Source organism: Bradyrhizobium sp. 23, assembly GCF_023073295.1.
GTDB lineage: Bacteria > Pseudomonadota > Alphaproteobacteria > Rhizobiales > Xanthobacteraceae > Bradyrhizobium > Bradyrhizobium canariense_D.
Genome location: NZ_JADPJF010000037.1, coordinates 177,354 through 191,757, shown reverse-complemented (window position 1 = coordinate 191,757; position 14,404 = coordinate 177,354). Strand labels below are relative to the sequence as shown.

Here is a 14,404-nt window from a genome sequence, read left to right as displayed (position 1 = left end):
GCGAATTGATCGTTGAGTTGCGCTCGGCCACGGCAGGCGCCGGCAGCTTCACCCGCCAGTTCGACCACATGGCCGAAGTCACGGGGCGCGCCGCCGACCAGATCATCGCAGCGCATCAGCACGCGGCGTGATCGGTCTGCCGAAGTAAGGGACGCATCACTGTCTCACTCCCTCTCGCCGTTCTTACGGGGAGAGGGGTGGGGTGACGGGCTTCACAATGGGCGTGGCGAAGGTTGGACTCACGCTGCTCCTCCCAACCGTCAGTGTGAGCGCAGCGACTTGTCCGCCGAAGCTTTAGCGAAGGCGGAAGCAATCCAGTCTTTCCGCGGAGGAATTCTGGATTGCTTCGTCGCTTCGCTCCTCGCAATGACGGTGGAGACGGATGGCTCGCATGGCGAGCTTCCCCTTGCGTTCGGTCGTTTATGATGTATTTTACATCATTGTGCATGCTCCAGACATCATTTATAATCTTTCATACGTGAGGCCAAGGTGATCACGTCGTTCCAGATGCGGGCAGCGCGTGCGCTGCTCGGCATTGACCAGAGGGCCTTGGCGGAGCTCGCAGGCGTTTCGCTGCCGACCATTCAGCGGATGGAGGCGAGCACCGGCAATGTCCGCGGCGTGGTCGAGACCTTGATGAAAGTGGTCGAAGCCTTTGATCGCGCCGGCGTCGAGCTGATCGGCGAACAGGCGCGCAGCGAAGGCGGCGGACGCGGCGTTCGGCTCAAGGAGCCGGGGCCGCCGCGTCGGGTGGGAGCATGATCCCGCAATGATCATGCTCGGGAGCAGTCTTAACTAACGCACCGTCGCGCCCCGATACGCGGCCGCACGATGCATCGGAGCGTTGTGGGCAGCGGAGCATTTTGCTGAAATGAGCATCACAGGCGAACACGCAGGCAAGCTGCACCAGCCTCGTCGGCCGACCTTTACCGAACTCTATCTGCCAAAGCTCGTCACCGTATGGCGCGAGGGCTATGGCTTATCGGATTTCCGTGCCGATGTGTTCGCGGGCCTCACGGTCGCGATCGTCGCGTTGCCGTTGTCGATGGCGATCGCGATCGCTTCGGGCGTGACGCCGGACCGCGGACTCTACACCGCTGTTGTCGGCGGCTTCATTGCGTCACTGCTCGGCGGCAGCCGATTCCAGATCGGCGGTCCGGCCGGCGCCTTCATTGTGCTGGTTGCGGCGACCGCCGACCGTCACGGGGTTGACGGCGTGGTCCTGGCCACGCTGATGGCGGGCCTGTTCCTGATCGCTGCGGGCTTCCTGCGGATCGGCACCTATATCAAGTTCATTCCATATCCTGTGACGGTTGGCTTCACGGCCGGCATCGCCGTCATCATCTTCGCCAGCCAGCTGCGCGATCTCGGCGGGATCACGCTCCTCGCGAAGGAGCCCAGCGAATTCGTCCCGAAACTCGTCGCGCTTGCCGGGGGCCTGCACACCGTCAATCCGTCGGCCGTCGCGGTTGCGATCGTCAGCATTGCCATCATCGCCGGCCTGCGACGCTGGCTGCCGTCCTGGCCCGGTATCCTGATCGCGGTCGTGCTCGCGGCGGTCGCATGTGCCGTGCTGTCGCTGCCGGTCGAGACCGTCGGATCGCGCTTCGGCGGCATTCCGCGGGAACTGCCCTCGCCAGCCTTGCCTGCATTCTCGCTCGCGAAGGCGACCGCCGTGCTGCCCGATGCGATCTCCTTCGCACTGCTCGCCGCCATCGAATCGCTGCTGTCGGCGGTGGTGGCCGACGGCATGACCGGACGCCGTCACCGCTCCAATTGCGAGCTGGTGGCGCAAGGTGCCGCCAATGTCGGCGCGGCGGTGTTCGGCGGCATCTGTGTCACGGGGCTGATCGCGCGCACGGCGACCAACATCCGCGCCGGCGCGCGGGGGCCGCTCGCGGGCATGCTGCATTCGGTTTTCCTGCTGCTGTTCATGCTGATCGCAGCGCCGCTCGCGAGCTACATCCCGCTGGCCGCGCTCGCCGCCGTGCTCGTCGTGGTGGCCTGGACCATGGCGGAGAAGCACGAATTCGCGACGCTCCTGCGCTCGTCATGGGGCGATGCCGTCGTGCTGCTCGCAACCTTCCTGCTCACCATCTTCCGCGATCTGACCGAGGGCATTCTGGTTGGCTTCGCGCTTGGCGCGGTCCTGTTCATCCATCGCATGGCGGAAATGACGGGCATCGAGGAACGATCGCCACTGGTGGCCGCCGATCGTCCCGATGACGATAATGGCGGGCGCGTGCCTTACGACCCCGCACTCGCGGTCGATCGCGACGTGCTGGTCTATCGCATCACCGGCGCGTTCTTCTTCGGCGCGGCCTCGGCGATCGGCAGCGTGCTCGACGGCATCGCCGACAAGCGCAAGGGTTTTATCGTCGATTTCGCCGACGTGCCGTTCCTGGATTCGACCGCGGCCAACGTGCTCGGCCGCGTCGCCGCCAAGGCCCACCGCCAGGGCATCCGGCTGTTCATCACAGGGGCGTCGCCTGCGGTCCGCCGTGCGCTGCTCACCCATGGCGTCACGCCGCCACGCGCGCGCTATCGCGAGACCATCGCGCGTGCGGTCGCCGACATCAAGGGCGGCGCGGCGCTGCCCGCGGGTGGTGAGGCGGGCACGACCTGACGTCGAGCCTCTCCCGAGACGGCCCCGCGCGCTTGACAGCGCCTGCGGGACGCGAAATGGATCGCCTCCGAAACCACCCCAGGGGAGGACGACCGTGACCAAGGCTCCCGCAGCCTGCCTGATCGGATGGCCGGCCGCGCATTCGCGCTCGCCGCTGATCCATCGTTATTGGCTGCGCACGCTCGGGATCGAGGGCGGCTATGTCATCGAGGCGGTTCCACCCGATAATTTGCGTGACTTCGTCCTGCGGCTGTCGCTGCGCGGCTTCGTCGGCGCCAACGTCACCATCCCGCACAAGGAAGGCGTGCTCGAGCTGTCGACGCCCGATGCCCGCGCGCGAGCGGTCGGTGCGGCCAACACGCTTTGGTTTGCAGACGGCGAGCTGCGCTCGACCAACACCGACGTCGAGGGCTTTATCGGCAATCTCGATGCCAGCGCGCCCGGCTGGGACGCAGCCGAAGAGGCGCTGGTGCTCGGCGCCGGCGGCTCCTCGCGCGCCATCGTGTTCGGGTTGCTTGAACGCGGCATCAAGCGCGTCCATCTCGCCAATCGCACCGTCGGCCGGGCCGAGATGCTTGCAAGGCAGTTCGGGCCGAAGGTGCATCCTGTTGCGTGGGATGGCATCGACCACATTCTGCCGCGTGCAAAACTTCTCGTGAACACGACCTCGCTCGGCATGCACGGTCAGCCTTCACTCGACCTTGAAGTGGCGCGCCTGCCGGATGGCGCCGTGATCGCCGATCTCGTCTATGTCCCGCTGGTGACGCCGCTGCTGGCGGCCGCACAGGCGCGCGGGTTGAAGACCGCCGACGGGCTCGGCATGCTGCTGCATCAGGCGGTCCGCGGCTTCGAGCTGTGGTTCGGCCAGCGGCCGCAGGTCACGGCCGAGCTGCGTGCGCTGGTCGAGGCCGATCTCACAAAGACTTGAGAGAATAGCGCGTAATCTCCGGAGTTCTATGTCCGTAGGGACAATAGGGCGCAATCGGAGACCATCATGTCTGTTCAACGTGCAACTTTCACACGTCCGCTCATCGCCGTCGCGATGGTGGCCGTCTCGACCCTCTCGGCCCTTGCGCAAAGGGCGCCGGTGCCGACGCGCGTGCGAGGCACGATCGAAAGCGTCAATGGCGACACGATGCAGCTCAAGGCGCGCAGCGGCGAGGATGTCAAGCTGCACATCGCCTCCGACGTGAACGTGTCGGGCATTACCAGGATTTCACTTGCCGACATCAAGCCCGGCTCCTTCGTCGGCGCCACCACCGTGCCGGGACCGGACGGAGGCGCGAACGCGGTCGAGGTGCACGTGTTTCCGGAGAGCTTGCGCGGCACCGGCGAGGGCTCGCGACCCTATGACCTCAAGCCCAATTCCAGCATGACCAATGCGACCGTGTCGGAGAGCGTGGTCGGCAATGACGGCCATACGCTGCTGGTCAAGTACAAGGACGGCGAGAAGAAGGTGTTCGTCGCCGACAATACGCCGGTGGTGATCTTTGTCCCCGGCGACAGATCCGATCTGAAGGCCGGCGCCAAGGTGATCGCCTTCATGAAGCAGCTGCCGGACGGCTCATTCGAAACCAACCGCGTCAGCGTCGGCCGCGACGGCCTGACGCCGCCGATGTAAATGGAGAATAACAACATGTCGAAGAGAACCTGGATATCACGCCTCGGCGTGGCCGCGTTCGCCGCCTGCATCGTCACGTCATCCGCCCTGGCGCAGCAGACGCCGACGGTCCGCATCCGCGGCACCATCGAGAGCGTCGACGGCAACACGCTCGGCATCAAGACCCGCGAAGGAACCGACGTGAAGGTGCGCATGACCGACAACGTCGCCGTCTTCGCGGTGGTGAAGACGTCGTTGTCGGAGATCAAGGACGGCTCCTATATCGGCGTCACCGGCCTGCCCGAGCCCGACGGCACCCAGAAGGCGATCGCGGTGCACATCTTCCCCGAAAACCAGCGCGGCGCGGCCGAAGGTTTTCGTCCCTGGGACGCGCGCGCCAACTCGACCATGACCAACGCCACCGTGGCGCAGACGGTGAAGGGCACCGACGGCCAGAACATCACGGTCAAGTACAAGGACGGCGAGAAGAAAGTCGTGGTGCCGCCGGACACGCCGATCGTCACCTTCGTCGCCAGCGACAAATCCGAGCTCAAGCCCGGCGCCAAGCTGATCATTTTCGGCGCGGTGAAGAAGGACGATGGTTCGCTTGAGGCCAACCGGGTGAATGTCGGCCGCGACGGGGTGACGCCGCCGATGTGAGGGCGAACGCTGAAATCTTAGGGTGGGCAAAGGCGCGAAGCGCCGTGCCCACCCTACGATTTGCGAATTGGTGGGCACGCTTCGCTTTGCCCGCCCTACGGCACTGCCGCTGCGGTTCACATCGCGATGATATGTTCGTCGATTTCGTCAATCCGGTTGACGCCGCACAGGCCCATGGTGGTGAGCAGCTCCTTCTGGATGATGTCGATCGCCTTGGCGACGCCGGCCTGGCCGCCGGCGCCAAGGCCATAGGCGTAGGCGCGGCCGATCATGCAGGACTTCGCGCCGAGCGCGAGCGCGCGCATCACGTCCTGGCCGGAGCGGATGCCGCCGTCGAACATGATCTCCATCCTGTCACCGACCGCCTCGGCGATCTCGGGCAGCACCTCGATCGATGACGGCGCGCCGTCGAGCTGACGGCCGCCATGGTTCGAGACGACGAGAGCCTGCGCGCCGGTCTTGGCGGCTTCCTCGGCGTCCTCGACGTCCAGAATGCCCTTGATGATCAGCTTGCCCGGCCAGATGCTGCGGACCCACTCGACGTCCTTCCAGTTCAACGACGTGTCGAACTGCGAGGCGGTCCATTCGGCGAGGCGATTGAGGTCCTCGGTGTTCTTCACGTGGCCGGCGATGTTGCCGAAGGTACGGCGCTTGCCCCGCAGCACGCCGGAGACCCACGCGGGCTTTGTGGCGAAATCCAGAAATTTAGACATCGTCCACTCGGGGGGGATCGTCATGCCGTTCTTGATGTCCTGGTGGCGCTGGCCGATGACCTGGAGATCGACGGTCAGCACCAGCGCGGAGCATTTCGCCGCGATCGCGCGCTGGATCAACTCCTTGATGAAGCCGCGGTCCTTCATCACGTAGAGCTGGAACCAGAACGGCTTCTCGACATTGGCCGCGATGTCCTCGATCGAGCAGATCGACATCGTCGACTGCGTGAACGGGATACCGGCCGCTTGCGCGGCACGGCAGGCATGGATCTCGCCATCGCCATGCTGCATGCCGAGCAGGCCCACCGGCGCGAGGATTAGCGGCATGGTCGAGGGCTCGCCGAGGATCGTGGTCGCGGTGTCGCGTTTGGAGACGTCGACCAGAATGCGCTGGCGGAACTTGATCGCCTGCATGTCTTCGCGGTTGGCGCGCAGCGTTTCCTCGGCGTAGGAGCCGCGGTCGCAATAATCGAAGAACGCCTTCGGCACGCGGCGCTGATGCAGTGTGCGAAGATCGTCGATACAGGTGATGTGCTTCATGAACGTTTCCCGGCCCGTCTTGTCGGAAGAGTCTTGTATGGGAAGACTCTTGCATCGGAAGATCGAGGGGTCATCTAGCATGGTTGGATGCACAGCCAAATCGTTTGCAAATCCTTTGTGGAGAGGAGGGCGCCATGACCAGGCCGCACACCGGACCGACGCCGGAGGAGATCAAGGAGAAGCATGATCTCGAGGAAGCGCTGGAGGAGGGTCTGGAAGAGACCTTTCCGGGCTCCGATCCCGTCAGTGTCACCCAGCCGGCGCCGAGCCGCGCCGACGGCCATGTGAAGCGCTCGGACTAGGTGCCGGTTCCGCCCTGTTCCAGTATCTTCAACGGAATATAATGTTAACAAGACGTTATCGGGGCCGGGAGCCGCCCGGTTCCGTAATGATTCATCATATTTTTTGAAGCCAAGTTAGCCGTGATGGCTCTATAAGACCTCAGCAAATCAGGGATGCGGGTCCCGCTTGGGCACCCGGAGGTTGCGCTGGGGATCCCTGGTTGTTGCGTGGGGGACGATATGAGCCGCAAATATTTCGGGACGGACGGGATCCGGGGCCGCGCCAACGGACTGATCACGCCGGAGCTCGCGCTCAAGGTCGGCCAGGCCGCAGGCCTGGCGTTTCAGCGCGGTGACCACCGCCACAGGGTCGTGATCGGCAAGGACACCCGCCTGTCCGGCTACATGATCGAATACGCGATGGTCGCGGGCTTCACTTCGGTCGGCATGGACGTGCTGCTGGTCGGCCCGATGCCGACGCCCGCGGTCGCGATGCTGACCAAGTCGATGCGCGCCGATCTCGGCGTGATGATCTCCGCCTCGCATAATCTGTTCGAGGACAACGGCATCAAGCTGTTCGGGCCGCAGGGCTTCAAGCTCTCCGACGACGTCGAGAAGCAGATCGAGCAGCTGCTCGATGAGCCCATCGACAAGCGTCTCGCCCAGAGCGCCAGTCTCGGCCGCGCCCGCCGCATCGACGGCGTGCATGACCGCTACATCGAATTCGCCAAGCGCACGCTGCCGCGCGATCTGTCACTCGACGGCCTGCGCGTCGTGGTCGATTGCGCCAATGGCGCCGCCTACAAGGTGGTGCCGGAAGCGCTGTGGGAGCTGGGCGCCGACGTGATCCCGATCGGGGTCGAGCCCGACGGTTTCAACATCAACAAGGAATGCGGCTCCACCTCGCCGGAAGCGCTGTCGAAGAAGGTGCGCGAGATGCGCGCCGACATCGGTATCGCGCTCGACGGTGACGCCGATCGCGTCATCCTGGTCGACGAGCGCGGCCACATCGTCGACGGCGACCAGCTGCTCGCGGTTATCGCGCAGAGCTGGAAGGAAGACGGTCGGCTGTCGCGATCGGGCATCGTCGCCACCGTGATGTCGAACCTCGGGCTCGAGCGCTTCCTTAATGCGCAGGGGCTCGATCTCGTGCGCACGCCGGTCGGCGATCGCTACGTGCTCGAGCAGATGCTGAACGGCGGCTACAATCTCGGTGGCGAGCAGTCCGGCCACATCATCCTGTCCGACTACGCCACCACCGGGGACGGCTTCGTGGCCGCATTGCAGGTGCTTGCCGTGGTGCAGAAGCTGCGCCGGCCGGTGTCGGAAGTCTGCCACCGTTTCGATCCGCTGCCGCAGATCCTGAAGAACGTCCGTCACAAGGGCGGCAAGCCGCTCGACAATTCCGACGTCAAATCGGCGATCTCCGACGGCGAGCAGCGGCTCAACGGCCACGGCCGCCTGCTGATCCGCTCCTCCGGCACCGAGCCGGTGATCCGCGTCATGGGCGAGGGCGAGGATCGCATCCTGGTCGAGGACGTCGTCGATACCATCGTCTCGGCGCTCGGGAACGCCGCGGCCTGAACTCGCAGCCATCCTTCGAGATGCCCGCTTTCGCGGGCTCCTCAGGATGAGGTTTTGTTTCCAGGCGAAGACGTAGACCCTCATGGTGAGGAGCCCGCCACAGGCGGGCGTCTCGAACCATGCAGGCCGCAGTTTGGCCGCGAAATCTGGCGAAGCGCATTCCAGCCATGGGCGTTTGGCGGTGGATCGGTCGCCGCGCGCATCGTAACTAGCTTGTCGCGGCAATCTGCCGCGCCCGCCGGGATGCTCCAGTGAACAAGCCTGTCGTCGTCTCAGAGGAAACACTGACGGAGCCCGTCCTCGTCAGCGACGTCGCACCCGGCGCCAAAAGTGCCGCGGGGCCGGCCTATGTCGTGCTGGCCGGCATCAGCTTCTCGCACTTCCTCAACGACACCATGCAGTCGCTGATCGCTTCGGTGTATCCGATCCTGAAGGACACCTACGCGCTCGACTTCGCGCAGATCGGCATGATCACGCTGGCCTTCCAGTTCACGGCCTCGCTGCTCCAGCCGGTGGTCTACCACTACACCGACAAGAAGGCGCAGCCCTATTCGCTGTCGATCGGCATGGCCTCGACCTTCTTCGGTCTGTTGCTGCTCAGTGCCGCCCACCAATATCTGGTCATCCTCGTCGCCGCCGCTCTGGTCGGCCTCGGCTCGGCGGTGTTTCACCCGGAGTCGGCGCGCATCGCGCGGCTCGCCTCCGGCGGCCGTTACGGTTTTGCGCAATCGGTGTTCCAGCTCGGCGGCAGTTTTGGCACCTCGATGGGACCGGTGCTCGCCGCGCTCATCGTCGTGCCGTTCGGGCAGGGCAGCATCGCCTGGTTCTCCTCGATCGCCTTCCTCGCGATCCTCATCCTCTGGCGCATCGGCCGCTGGTACGAACCGCAGATCAAGGCGAAGAAGGCGGTGGTGGATCAAGCCCATCCCGACGCGCCGAATTCGCGTCGCGTCGTCGTTGCGCTCCTCGTGCTGGTCGCGCTGCTGTTCTCGAAGCAGCTCTACGTCTCGAGCCTGTCGAGCTACTACATCTTCTATCTGATCGACCGCTTCGGCGTATCGACGCAAGCCGCGCAGATGTATCTCTTCATTTTCCTCGCAGCGAACGCGGTCGGCGCTTTTCTCGGTGGTCCCCTGGGCGATCGCTTCGGCCGCAAGATCGTGATCTGGATCTCGATCCTGGGGGCGCTGCCGTTCACGCTGGCGCTGCCCTATGCCGGGCTCTATGCGAGCGCGGTGCTGTCCGTGCTCATCGGCCTGATCATCTCCTCGACGACGTCGTCGATCATCGTGTTCGCGCAGGAGCTGGTACCGCACCGCTTCGGCATGATCTCCGGCGTATTCTTCGGTGTCGCCTTCGGCATCGGCGGCCTGGGCGCCGCCGTGCTCGGCAAGCTCGCCGACCACACCTCGATCGCGTTCGTCTACCAGGTTTGCGCCTATCTGCCGGCGATCGGCCTGCTTGCGGTATTCCTGCCCAAGCTGCCGCGGCACGCGCGTTAACATATCCTGACTTGCTGCAACGCGGCTTCATACATCGTTAGGAAATGCGGCGACGGCGTCGCATTTGGCGCTGCATTTTTGCAACGCTCGCGACGCCCGCGCGTGCGAGTTGAGAAAAAATCAACCTTAAAAATTAGGGTTAAGTGGCGCTTAAGCATTTGCTGGCATCGTCCGGGCCGTGAGTTTCCAGAACGTGAGGCGCCGTATTGCCTCACCGGCCAAAAGGACGAAGCCAATGCGTAGCGTTAAGTCTCTCCTTGCCGCGGGTGCGGCAACCCTGATCTCCTCGATGGCGTTCGCCGCCGACATGCCGATCGCGGCGCCCCCTCCGATGTACGCGCCCCCGGCTCCGCCCGCCGACTTCGGTGGCTGGTACCTGCGCGGCGACGTCGGCTTCAGCAATCAGAAGACGAGCGATCTCCACTACGGTCGCGAGTCCGCCTATTCGCAGCTCACCTCGTTCAATCAGCAGTCGTCGTTCGACACCGCCGGCATCTTTGGCCTCGGCGCGGGTTACCGGTTCAACAATTGGTTCCGCGCGGACGTGACCGGGCAGTATCGCGGCAATTCGAATTTCAAGGGAACGGATCGTTTCACCGGAACCGCGGGCGGCGTGCCCTACAGCGGGATCGATAATTACAGCGCATCCAAGTCCGAATGGCTGGTCTTGGCGAACGCGTATGTCGACCTGGGCACCTGGTGGTGCATCACGCCGTTCATCGGTGCCGGCGTTGGCGGCGCACGCGTCTCCATCTCGAACTTTACCGATACCGGCATCAACGATCTTGCGTTCTCGACGGCGAGCTTCTCGAGCGCACCAGCCGGTTCGAAGTGGAACCTGGCGTGGGCTGCCCATGCGGGTCTCGCGTACAAGGTCAATCCCAACCTCGTTCTCGAACTGGCCTACAGCTATGTCGATATGGGTGAGGGGCAAACCGGTGTCTTGTCGACCTACACCGGGGCAACCACCGGCAACGTTTTCAAGTTCAAGGACATTACCTCGCACGACCTGAAGCTCGGCGTGCGCTGGAATCTCGACAGCCCGCCGGCCTACATGCCGCCGCTCGTCACCAAGGGCTGATCGTCAGCCTCATCGCTTAATCTCTCTTAACGGCGCGGGATCATCCCGCGCCGTTTTGCTTTGCGTATTTTTCATGGCGGGCGGCGACGAAAGCCTCCGGCGCAACCATTGGTTAAGGTTAACGGGCCATGATCACGAGCGAAAGTTCGAGTTCGATGGAGCGTTCGATGCGTAGGCTTTTGTTGGCGGTGGCGATGTTGGGGACGGTCTCTGCGGCGCACGCGGCCGATCTCTCCGATCTTCCCATCCTCCGAGGCAGCTTCACCGACGGGCTGTCAAAGACGTCCCACAACTGGGACGGTTTTTATGTTGGCGGCCAGTTCGGGTTTGCCACGACCGATGTTGATTTCAGTCATGCTCCGAAGACGATGACCGACTTCATGCTTCGCAACAGCATCCTTGAGGCGCCAGTCGGCGGCTGGTCGCTGCTGCCGAGTAACCACGTGCAGTCGACCGGGTTTGGCGCCTATGTCGGCCGCAATTGGCAGCTCTACGATGCAGTGTTCGGCGTCGAGGCCAATTACAGCTACATGAAGAATATATCGAGCTCGGCAAGTGATTCCATGACACGCATTCTCGACGGTGAGACGGCGCCAACGGGCCATACCTATACCTACGTCACTTCACTCGGTGGTGGTGCTGCGCTAAAGCTGAAGGATTACGCCACCTTCCGCGGTCGGGTCGGTTGGGACGGCGGCGACTTCATGCCCTATGCCTTCGCCGGTCTGGCGATTGGGCGCGCTGAAGTTTCGCGATTCGCGACGGTGTCCTACATCAAGCATGACGACTATGACGAGTCGATTGTCCTGGGCGGTGTTACGGCGACGATCCATCGACAGGACACGATTGACACGGGTACGTTTAACAAGACTGAGCTGCGCACCAACAGCTTCATGTACGGATGGACGGCCGGTATCGGTGTCGAGTACGCGATCTGCAACAACATCCTGGTTCGCGGCGAATGGGAGCATGTCGGCTTCTCGGACGTGAAGGACATCACTGTCGGCCTGAATAACTTCCGCGTCGGCATTGGCTACCAGTTCTGAGTCGCCCGCTTCCTGTTGACAGATTCCTTCCGTCCTGATGCTCTGTCGCCGAATGCGCGGGGGCACCGATGCGGATCTACGGCGATAGCAATTCCGGCAATTGTCTGAAGGTGAAGTGGGTCTGCGACAAGCTCGCGGTGCTCTACGAGTGGATCGAGATCGACACCCGCAAGGGCGAGACCCGTACGCCGCAATTCCTCCAGATGAACGGTGCCGGCCAGGTGCCCACCGTCGCTTTCGACGACGGTCGCACGCTGGCGCAGTCCAATGCCATCATCCGCTATCTCGCGCGCGACAGTGCGCTCATTCCGGGCGACGCCTTCACTGCCGCCAAGATGGACGAATGGCTGTTCTGGGAACAATACAGCCACGAGCCCTATATCGCGGTGTGCCGCTTCCAGCTCGTCTATCTCGGCAAGGACGCCTCCGAGCTCGATCCTGAAAAGGTCAAGCGCGGCTACGCGGCGCTCGATCGCATGGAGCAGCATCTGGCGGCAAACCGCTTCTTCGCCGGTGATGACGTTTCGCTTGCCGACGTCTCGCTGCTTGCCTATACGCGCGTCGCGCATGAAGGCGGCTTCGATCTCGGTCGCTATGCCGCCATCCGCCGCTGGATCGGCGAAGCCGAGACCTTTCTCGGGCTACCCAAGGTGCGTTAGGCGCGCTTGAGGCAGGAGTAACTTTATGAACGCCGAATCTGTCTCCATTCGTCCCGCGCGCCGCGAAGATGTTGCTGCGATCGTGACGATGCTCGCCGACGATCATCTCGGGAGCGCACGCGAGCGCGTGGAAGACCCGTTGCATGCGTCCTATTACGAGGCATTCGCGCGGGTCGAGCGCGATCAAAATATCCAGCTTGTGGTTGTCGAGAGTGAGGGCAGGGTGGTCGGCTGCCTGCAGCTCGCGATCCTGCCGGGTCTCAGCTCGCAAGGCGGCTTGCGCGGTCTGCTCGAAGACGTCCGCGTCGCTTCCGATTGCCGCAGCCGCGGCATCGGCGAGCAATTGGTGCAATGGGCGGTGACGGAAGCGAAAGCGCGCGGTTGCAATCTCGTCGAACTGCTGACGCATCAGACGCGAACAGATGCGCAGCGCTTCTACAAGCGGCTTGGGTTCACGGCGAGTCACGTCGGCATGACTGTCCGCTTTTGACGCAGCACGCTATGAGCCTTGCGCGATCAGCGAAATCGGATCGCGCGTACGTTCATATTAAGAGCTGATAAACCACCGTCACGGCGTTCACGTTGGTGAAGGAACGAACGGTGCTACGGGACGTCGAAACCGGGCTCGATCGGTTCGGGGATTTCGATGACAAGCTATTCGATGATCAAGGTCGGCAACGACTACGTCGTGCAGGCCAATGACAAATGCATTTTGAAAGTCGGCAGCCGCCGCCGCGCCGCGCAATTGATCAGCGATGCCACGGGCTTGCTGAACGCGCTGGCGGTGGTCGATTCCCCCAAGATCGCACCGGAGGCGCCATCACCCGCGCGTGAGGCGCCGGAACTTCCTTGACTGGTCTTCCCGATTCCCGTATCAGCCGCGGCGGGACACCTCCCCCCAACGGGAGGCTTACTATCTGGAAGGGTAGACGATGACTGTAGCGAAGCCCGCTTCGCGGCCGAACATGCCGCATTTTTCCTCCGGCCCCTGCGCCAAGCGCCCCGGATGGAATGCCCAAAATCTCAAGGACGCAGCGCTCGGCCGTTCGCATCGCGCGAAGGTCGGCAAGACCAAGCTCAAGCTAGCGATCGATTTGACGCGCGAAGTGCTCGAAGTGCCCGCTGATTATCGCATCGGCATCGTGCCGGCCTCCGATACCGGCGCGGTCGAGATGGCGCTGTGGTCGATGCTGGGTGCGCGGCCCGTCACCACGCTCGCCTGGGAATCCTTTGGCGAGGGCTGGGTCAGCGACATCGTCAAGGAATTGAAGCTCAAGGACGTCACCAAGCTCAACGCGGCTTACGGTGAGATCCCCGACCTCTCCAAGGTCGATCCGAAGTCCGACGTCGTCTTCACCTGGAACGGCACCACCTCGGGCGTGCGCGTGCCGAACGCCGACTGGATCAGCGCGACCCGCGAAGGCCTGACCATCTGCGACGCCACCTCGGCCGCGTTCGCGCAACCCCTCGACTGGGCCAAGCTCGACGTCGTCACCTTCTCCTGGCAGAAGGCGCTCGGCGGCGAAGCCGCGCATGGCATGCTGATCCTGTCGCCCCGCGCGGTGGAGCGGCTCGAAACCTACAAGCCGGCCTGGCCGCTGCCGAAGATTTTCCGCATGACCAAGGGCGGCAAGATCAACGAAGGCATTTTCGTCGGCGAGACCATCAACACGCCGTCGATGCTCTGCGTCGAGGATTATCTCGACGCACTGAACTGGGCCAAGTCGATCGGCGGCCTGAAGGCGTTGATCGCGCGCGCCGACGCCAACACCAAGGTGCTCGCCGACTGGAAGGCTAAGACGCCCTGGATCGACTTCCTCGCCAAGGACGCCGCAATCCGCTCCAACACTTCGGTGTGCCTGAAGTTCACCGATCCCGCGATCACCTCACTCTCCGAGGACGCGCAGGCCGAGTTCAGCAAGAAGCTGGTGGCGCTGGTCGAGAAAGAGGGCGCGGGCTACGACTTCGCCTACTATCGCGATGCGCCCGCCGGCCTGCGTATCTGGTGCGGCGCCACCGTCGAGGCCAGTGATGTCGCGCTGCTGACCCAGTGGATCGACTGGGCCTTCGCCGAGACCAAGGCCGCGCTCGCCAAGGCGGCGTAGTTTTTAC

Annotated in this window: 15 protein-coding genes; 14 read left to right on the top strand and 1 reads right to left on the bottom strand. The window is 63.6% G+C overall.

All coding sequences use genetic code 11. The annotated features are described in order from the left end of the window. The first annotated feature begins 489 nt into the window (after positions 1-489). The 5 genes from IVB32_RS06915 to IVB32_RS06895 all read left to right on the top strand — a co-directional run bounded on the left by IVB32_RS06915 (position 490) and on the right by IVB32_RS06895 (position 4,886). Positions 490-762, top strand: a complete 273-nt coding sequence (locus IVB32_RS06915) for a helix-turn-helix transcriptional regulator (RefSeq protein WP_007614761.1) — start codon at positions 490-492, stop codon at positions 760-762. A 109-nt stretch (positions 763-871) separates the two neighbouring features. Beyond that, positions 872-2,626: a SulP family inorganic anion transporter gene (locus IVB32_RS06910; RefSeq protein ID WP_247369020.1), complete on the top strand. Its 1,755-nt coding sequence runs from the start codon at positions 872-874 to the stop codon at positions 2,624-2,626. Positions 2,627-2,720: 94 nt separating this feature from the next. Next, entirely contained in the window at positions 2,721-3,554 is an 834-nt protein-coding gene (locus tag IVB32_RS06905) for a shikimate dehydrogenase (protein WP_204512354.1), read from the top strand. 66 nt (positions 3,555-3,620) lie between these two features. After that, a complete protein-coding gene (locus tag IVB32_RS06900; protein ID WP_247410034.1) occupies positions 3,621-4,247 on the top strand; it encodes a hypothetical protein in 627 nt (208 codons plus the stop codon). 15 nt (positions 4,248-4,262) lie between these two features. Continuing rightward, entirely contained in the window at positions 4,263-4,886 is a 624-nt protein-coding gene (locus tag IVB32_RS06895) for a hypothetical protein (RefSeq protein WP_026232553.1), read from the top strand. 116 nt (positions 4,887-5,002) lie between these two features. Here IVB32_RS06895 and IVB32_RS06890 read toward each other — a convergent pair whose 3' ends face one another. Further along, positions 5,003-6,139, bottom strand: a complete 1,137-nt coding sequence (locus IVB32_RS06890) for an alpha-hydroxy acid oxidase (protein ID WP_018453552.1) — start codon at positions 6,137-6,139, stop codon at positions 5,003-5,005. A gap of 134 nt (positions 6,140-6,273) precedes the next feature. Between IVB32_RS06890 and IVB32_RS06885 the strand changes: the two genes are divergently transcribed. The 9 genes from IVB32_RS06885 to IVB32_RS06845 all read left to right on the top strand — a co-directional run bounded on the left by IVB32_RS06885 (position 6,274) and on the right by IVB32_RS06845 (position 14,397). Then, positions 6,274-6,441 (top strand): hypothetical protein, encoded by a 168-nt coding sequence (locus IVB32_RS06885; RefSeq protein WP_018453553.1) that lies wholly within the window; start codon positions 6,274-6,276, stop codon positions 6,439-6,441. A gap of 219 nt (positions 6,442-6,660) precedes the next feature. Next, positions 6,661-8,004: a phosphoglucosamine mutase gene (gene glmM / locus IVB32_RS06880; RefSeq protein ID WP_018453554.1), complete on the top strand. Its 1,344-nt coding sequence runs from the start codon at positions 6,661-6,663 to the stop codon at positions 8,002-8,004. Between the two features lie 251 nt (positions 8,005-8,255). Next, complete coding sequence (locus IVB32_RS06875) at positions 8,256-9,506, top strand: MFS transporter (RefSeq protein WP_247410033.1); 1,251 nt, start codon at positions 8,256-8,258, stop codon at positions 9,504-9,506. A gap of 235 nt (positions 9,507-9,741) precedes the next feature. Further along, complete coding sequence (locus IVB32_RS06870) at positions 9,742-10,587, top strand: outer membrane beta-barrel protein (RefSeq protein ID WP_240543166.1); 846 nt, start codon at positions 9,742-9,744, stop codon at positions 10,585-10,587. A gap of 155 nt (positions 10,588-10,742) precedes the next feature. Then, positions 10,743-11,633, top strand: coding sequence for an outer membrane beta-barrel protein (locus IVB32_RS06865; protein WP_240544152.1), 891 nt, complete (start codon positions 10,743-10,745; stop codon positions 11,631-11,633). A gap of 68 nt (positions 11,634-11,701) precedes the next feature. Beyond that, a complete protein-coding gene (locus tag IVB32_RS06860) occupies positions 11,702-12,292 on the top strand; it encodes a glutathione S-transferase family protein (RefSeq protein ID WP_018453558.1) in 591 nt (196 codons plus the stop codon). A gap of 25 nt (positions 12,293-12,317) precedes the next feature. Then, complete coding sequence (locus tag IVB32_RS06855) at positions 12,318-12,782, top strand: GNAT family N-acetyltransferase (RefSeq protein ID WP_018453559.1); 465 nt, start codon at positions 12,318-12,320, stop codon at positions 12,780-12,782. 171 nt (positions 12,783-12,953) lie between these two features. After that, positions 12,954-13,145 carry a hypothetical protein gene (locus tag IVB32_RS06850; RefSeq protein ID WP_240543165.1) on the top strand — a complete coding sequence of 64 codons (192 nt, stop codon included), beginning with the start codon at positions 12,954-12,956 and terminating at the stop codon, positions 13,143-13,145. Positions 13,146-13,224: 79 nt separating this feature from the next. Then, positions 13,225-14,397, top strand: a complete 1,173-nt coding sequence (locus IVB32_RS06845; RefSeq protein ID WP_247296226.1) for a phosphoserine transaminase — start codon at positions 13,225-13,227, stop codon at positions 14,395-14,397. Positions 14,398-14,404 lie beyond the last annotated feature (7 nt).

Excerpts from the sequence above, each read along its gene's own strand:
- IVB32_RS06910 (WP_247369020.1), top strand. The coding sequence starts at position 872 with ATGAGCATCACAGGCGAACACGCAGGCAAGCTGCACCAGCCTCGTCGG.
- IVB32_RS06900 (WP_247410034.1), top strand. The coding sequence starts at position 3,621 with ATGTCTGTTCAACGTGCAACTTTCACACGTCCGCTCATCGCCGTCGCG.
- IVB32_RS06895 (WP_026232553.1), top strand. The coding sequence starts at position 4,263 with ATGTCGAAGAGAACCTGGATATCACGCCTCGGCGTGGCCGCGTTCGCC.
- IVB32_RS06890 (WP_018453552.1), bottom strand. The coding sequence starts at position 6,139 with ATGAAGCACATCACCTGTATCGACGATCTTCGCACACTGCATCAGCGC.
- IVB32_RS06885 (WP_018453553.1), top strand. The coding sequence starts at position 6,274 with ATGACCAGGCCGCACACCGGACCGACGCCGGAGGAGATCAAGGAGAAG.
- glmM (WP_018453554.1), top strand. The coding sequence starts at position 6,661 with ATGAGCCGCAAATATTTCGGGACGGACGGGATCCGGGGCCGCGCCAAC.
- IVB32_RS06870 (WP_240543166.1), top strand. The coding sequence starts at position 9,742 with ATGCGTAGCGTTAAGTCTCTCCTTGCCGCGGGTGCGGCAACCCTGATC.
- IVB32_RS06865 (WP_240544152.1), top strand. The coding sequence starts at position 10,743 with ATGGAGCGTTCGATGCGTAGGCTTTTGTTGGCGGTGGCGATGTTGGGG.
- IVB32_RS06860 (WP_018453558.1), top strand. The coding sequence starts at position 11,702 with ATGCGGATCTACGGCGATAGCAATTCCGGCAATTGTCTGAAGGTGAAG.
- IVB32_RS06855 (WP_018453559.1), top strand. The coding sequence starts at position 12,318 with ATGAACGCCGAATCTGTCTCCATTCGTCCCGCGCGCCGCGAAGATGTT.
- IVB32_RS06850 (WP_240543165.1), top strand. The coding sequence starts at position 12,954 with ATGATCAAGGTCGGCAACGACTACGTCGTGCAGGCCAATGACAAATGC.
- IVB32_RS06845 (WP_247296226.1), top strand. The coding sequence starts at position 13,225 with ATGACTGTAGCGAAGCCCGCTTCGCGGCCGAACATGCCGCATTTTTCC.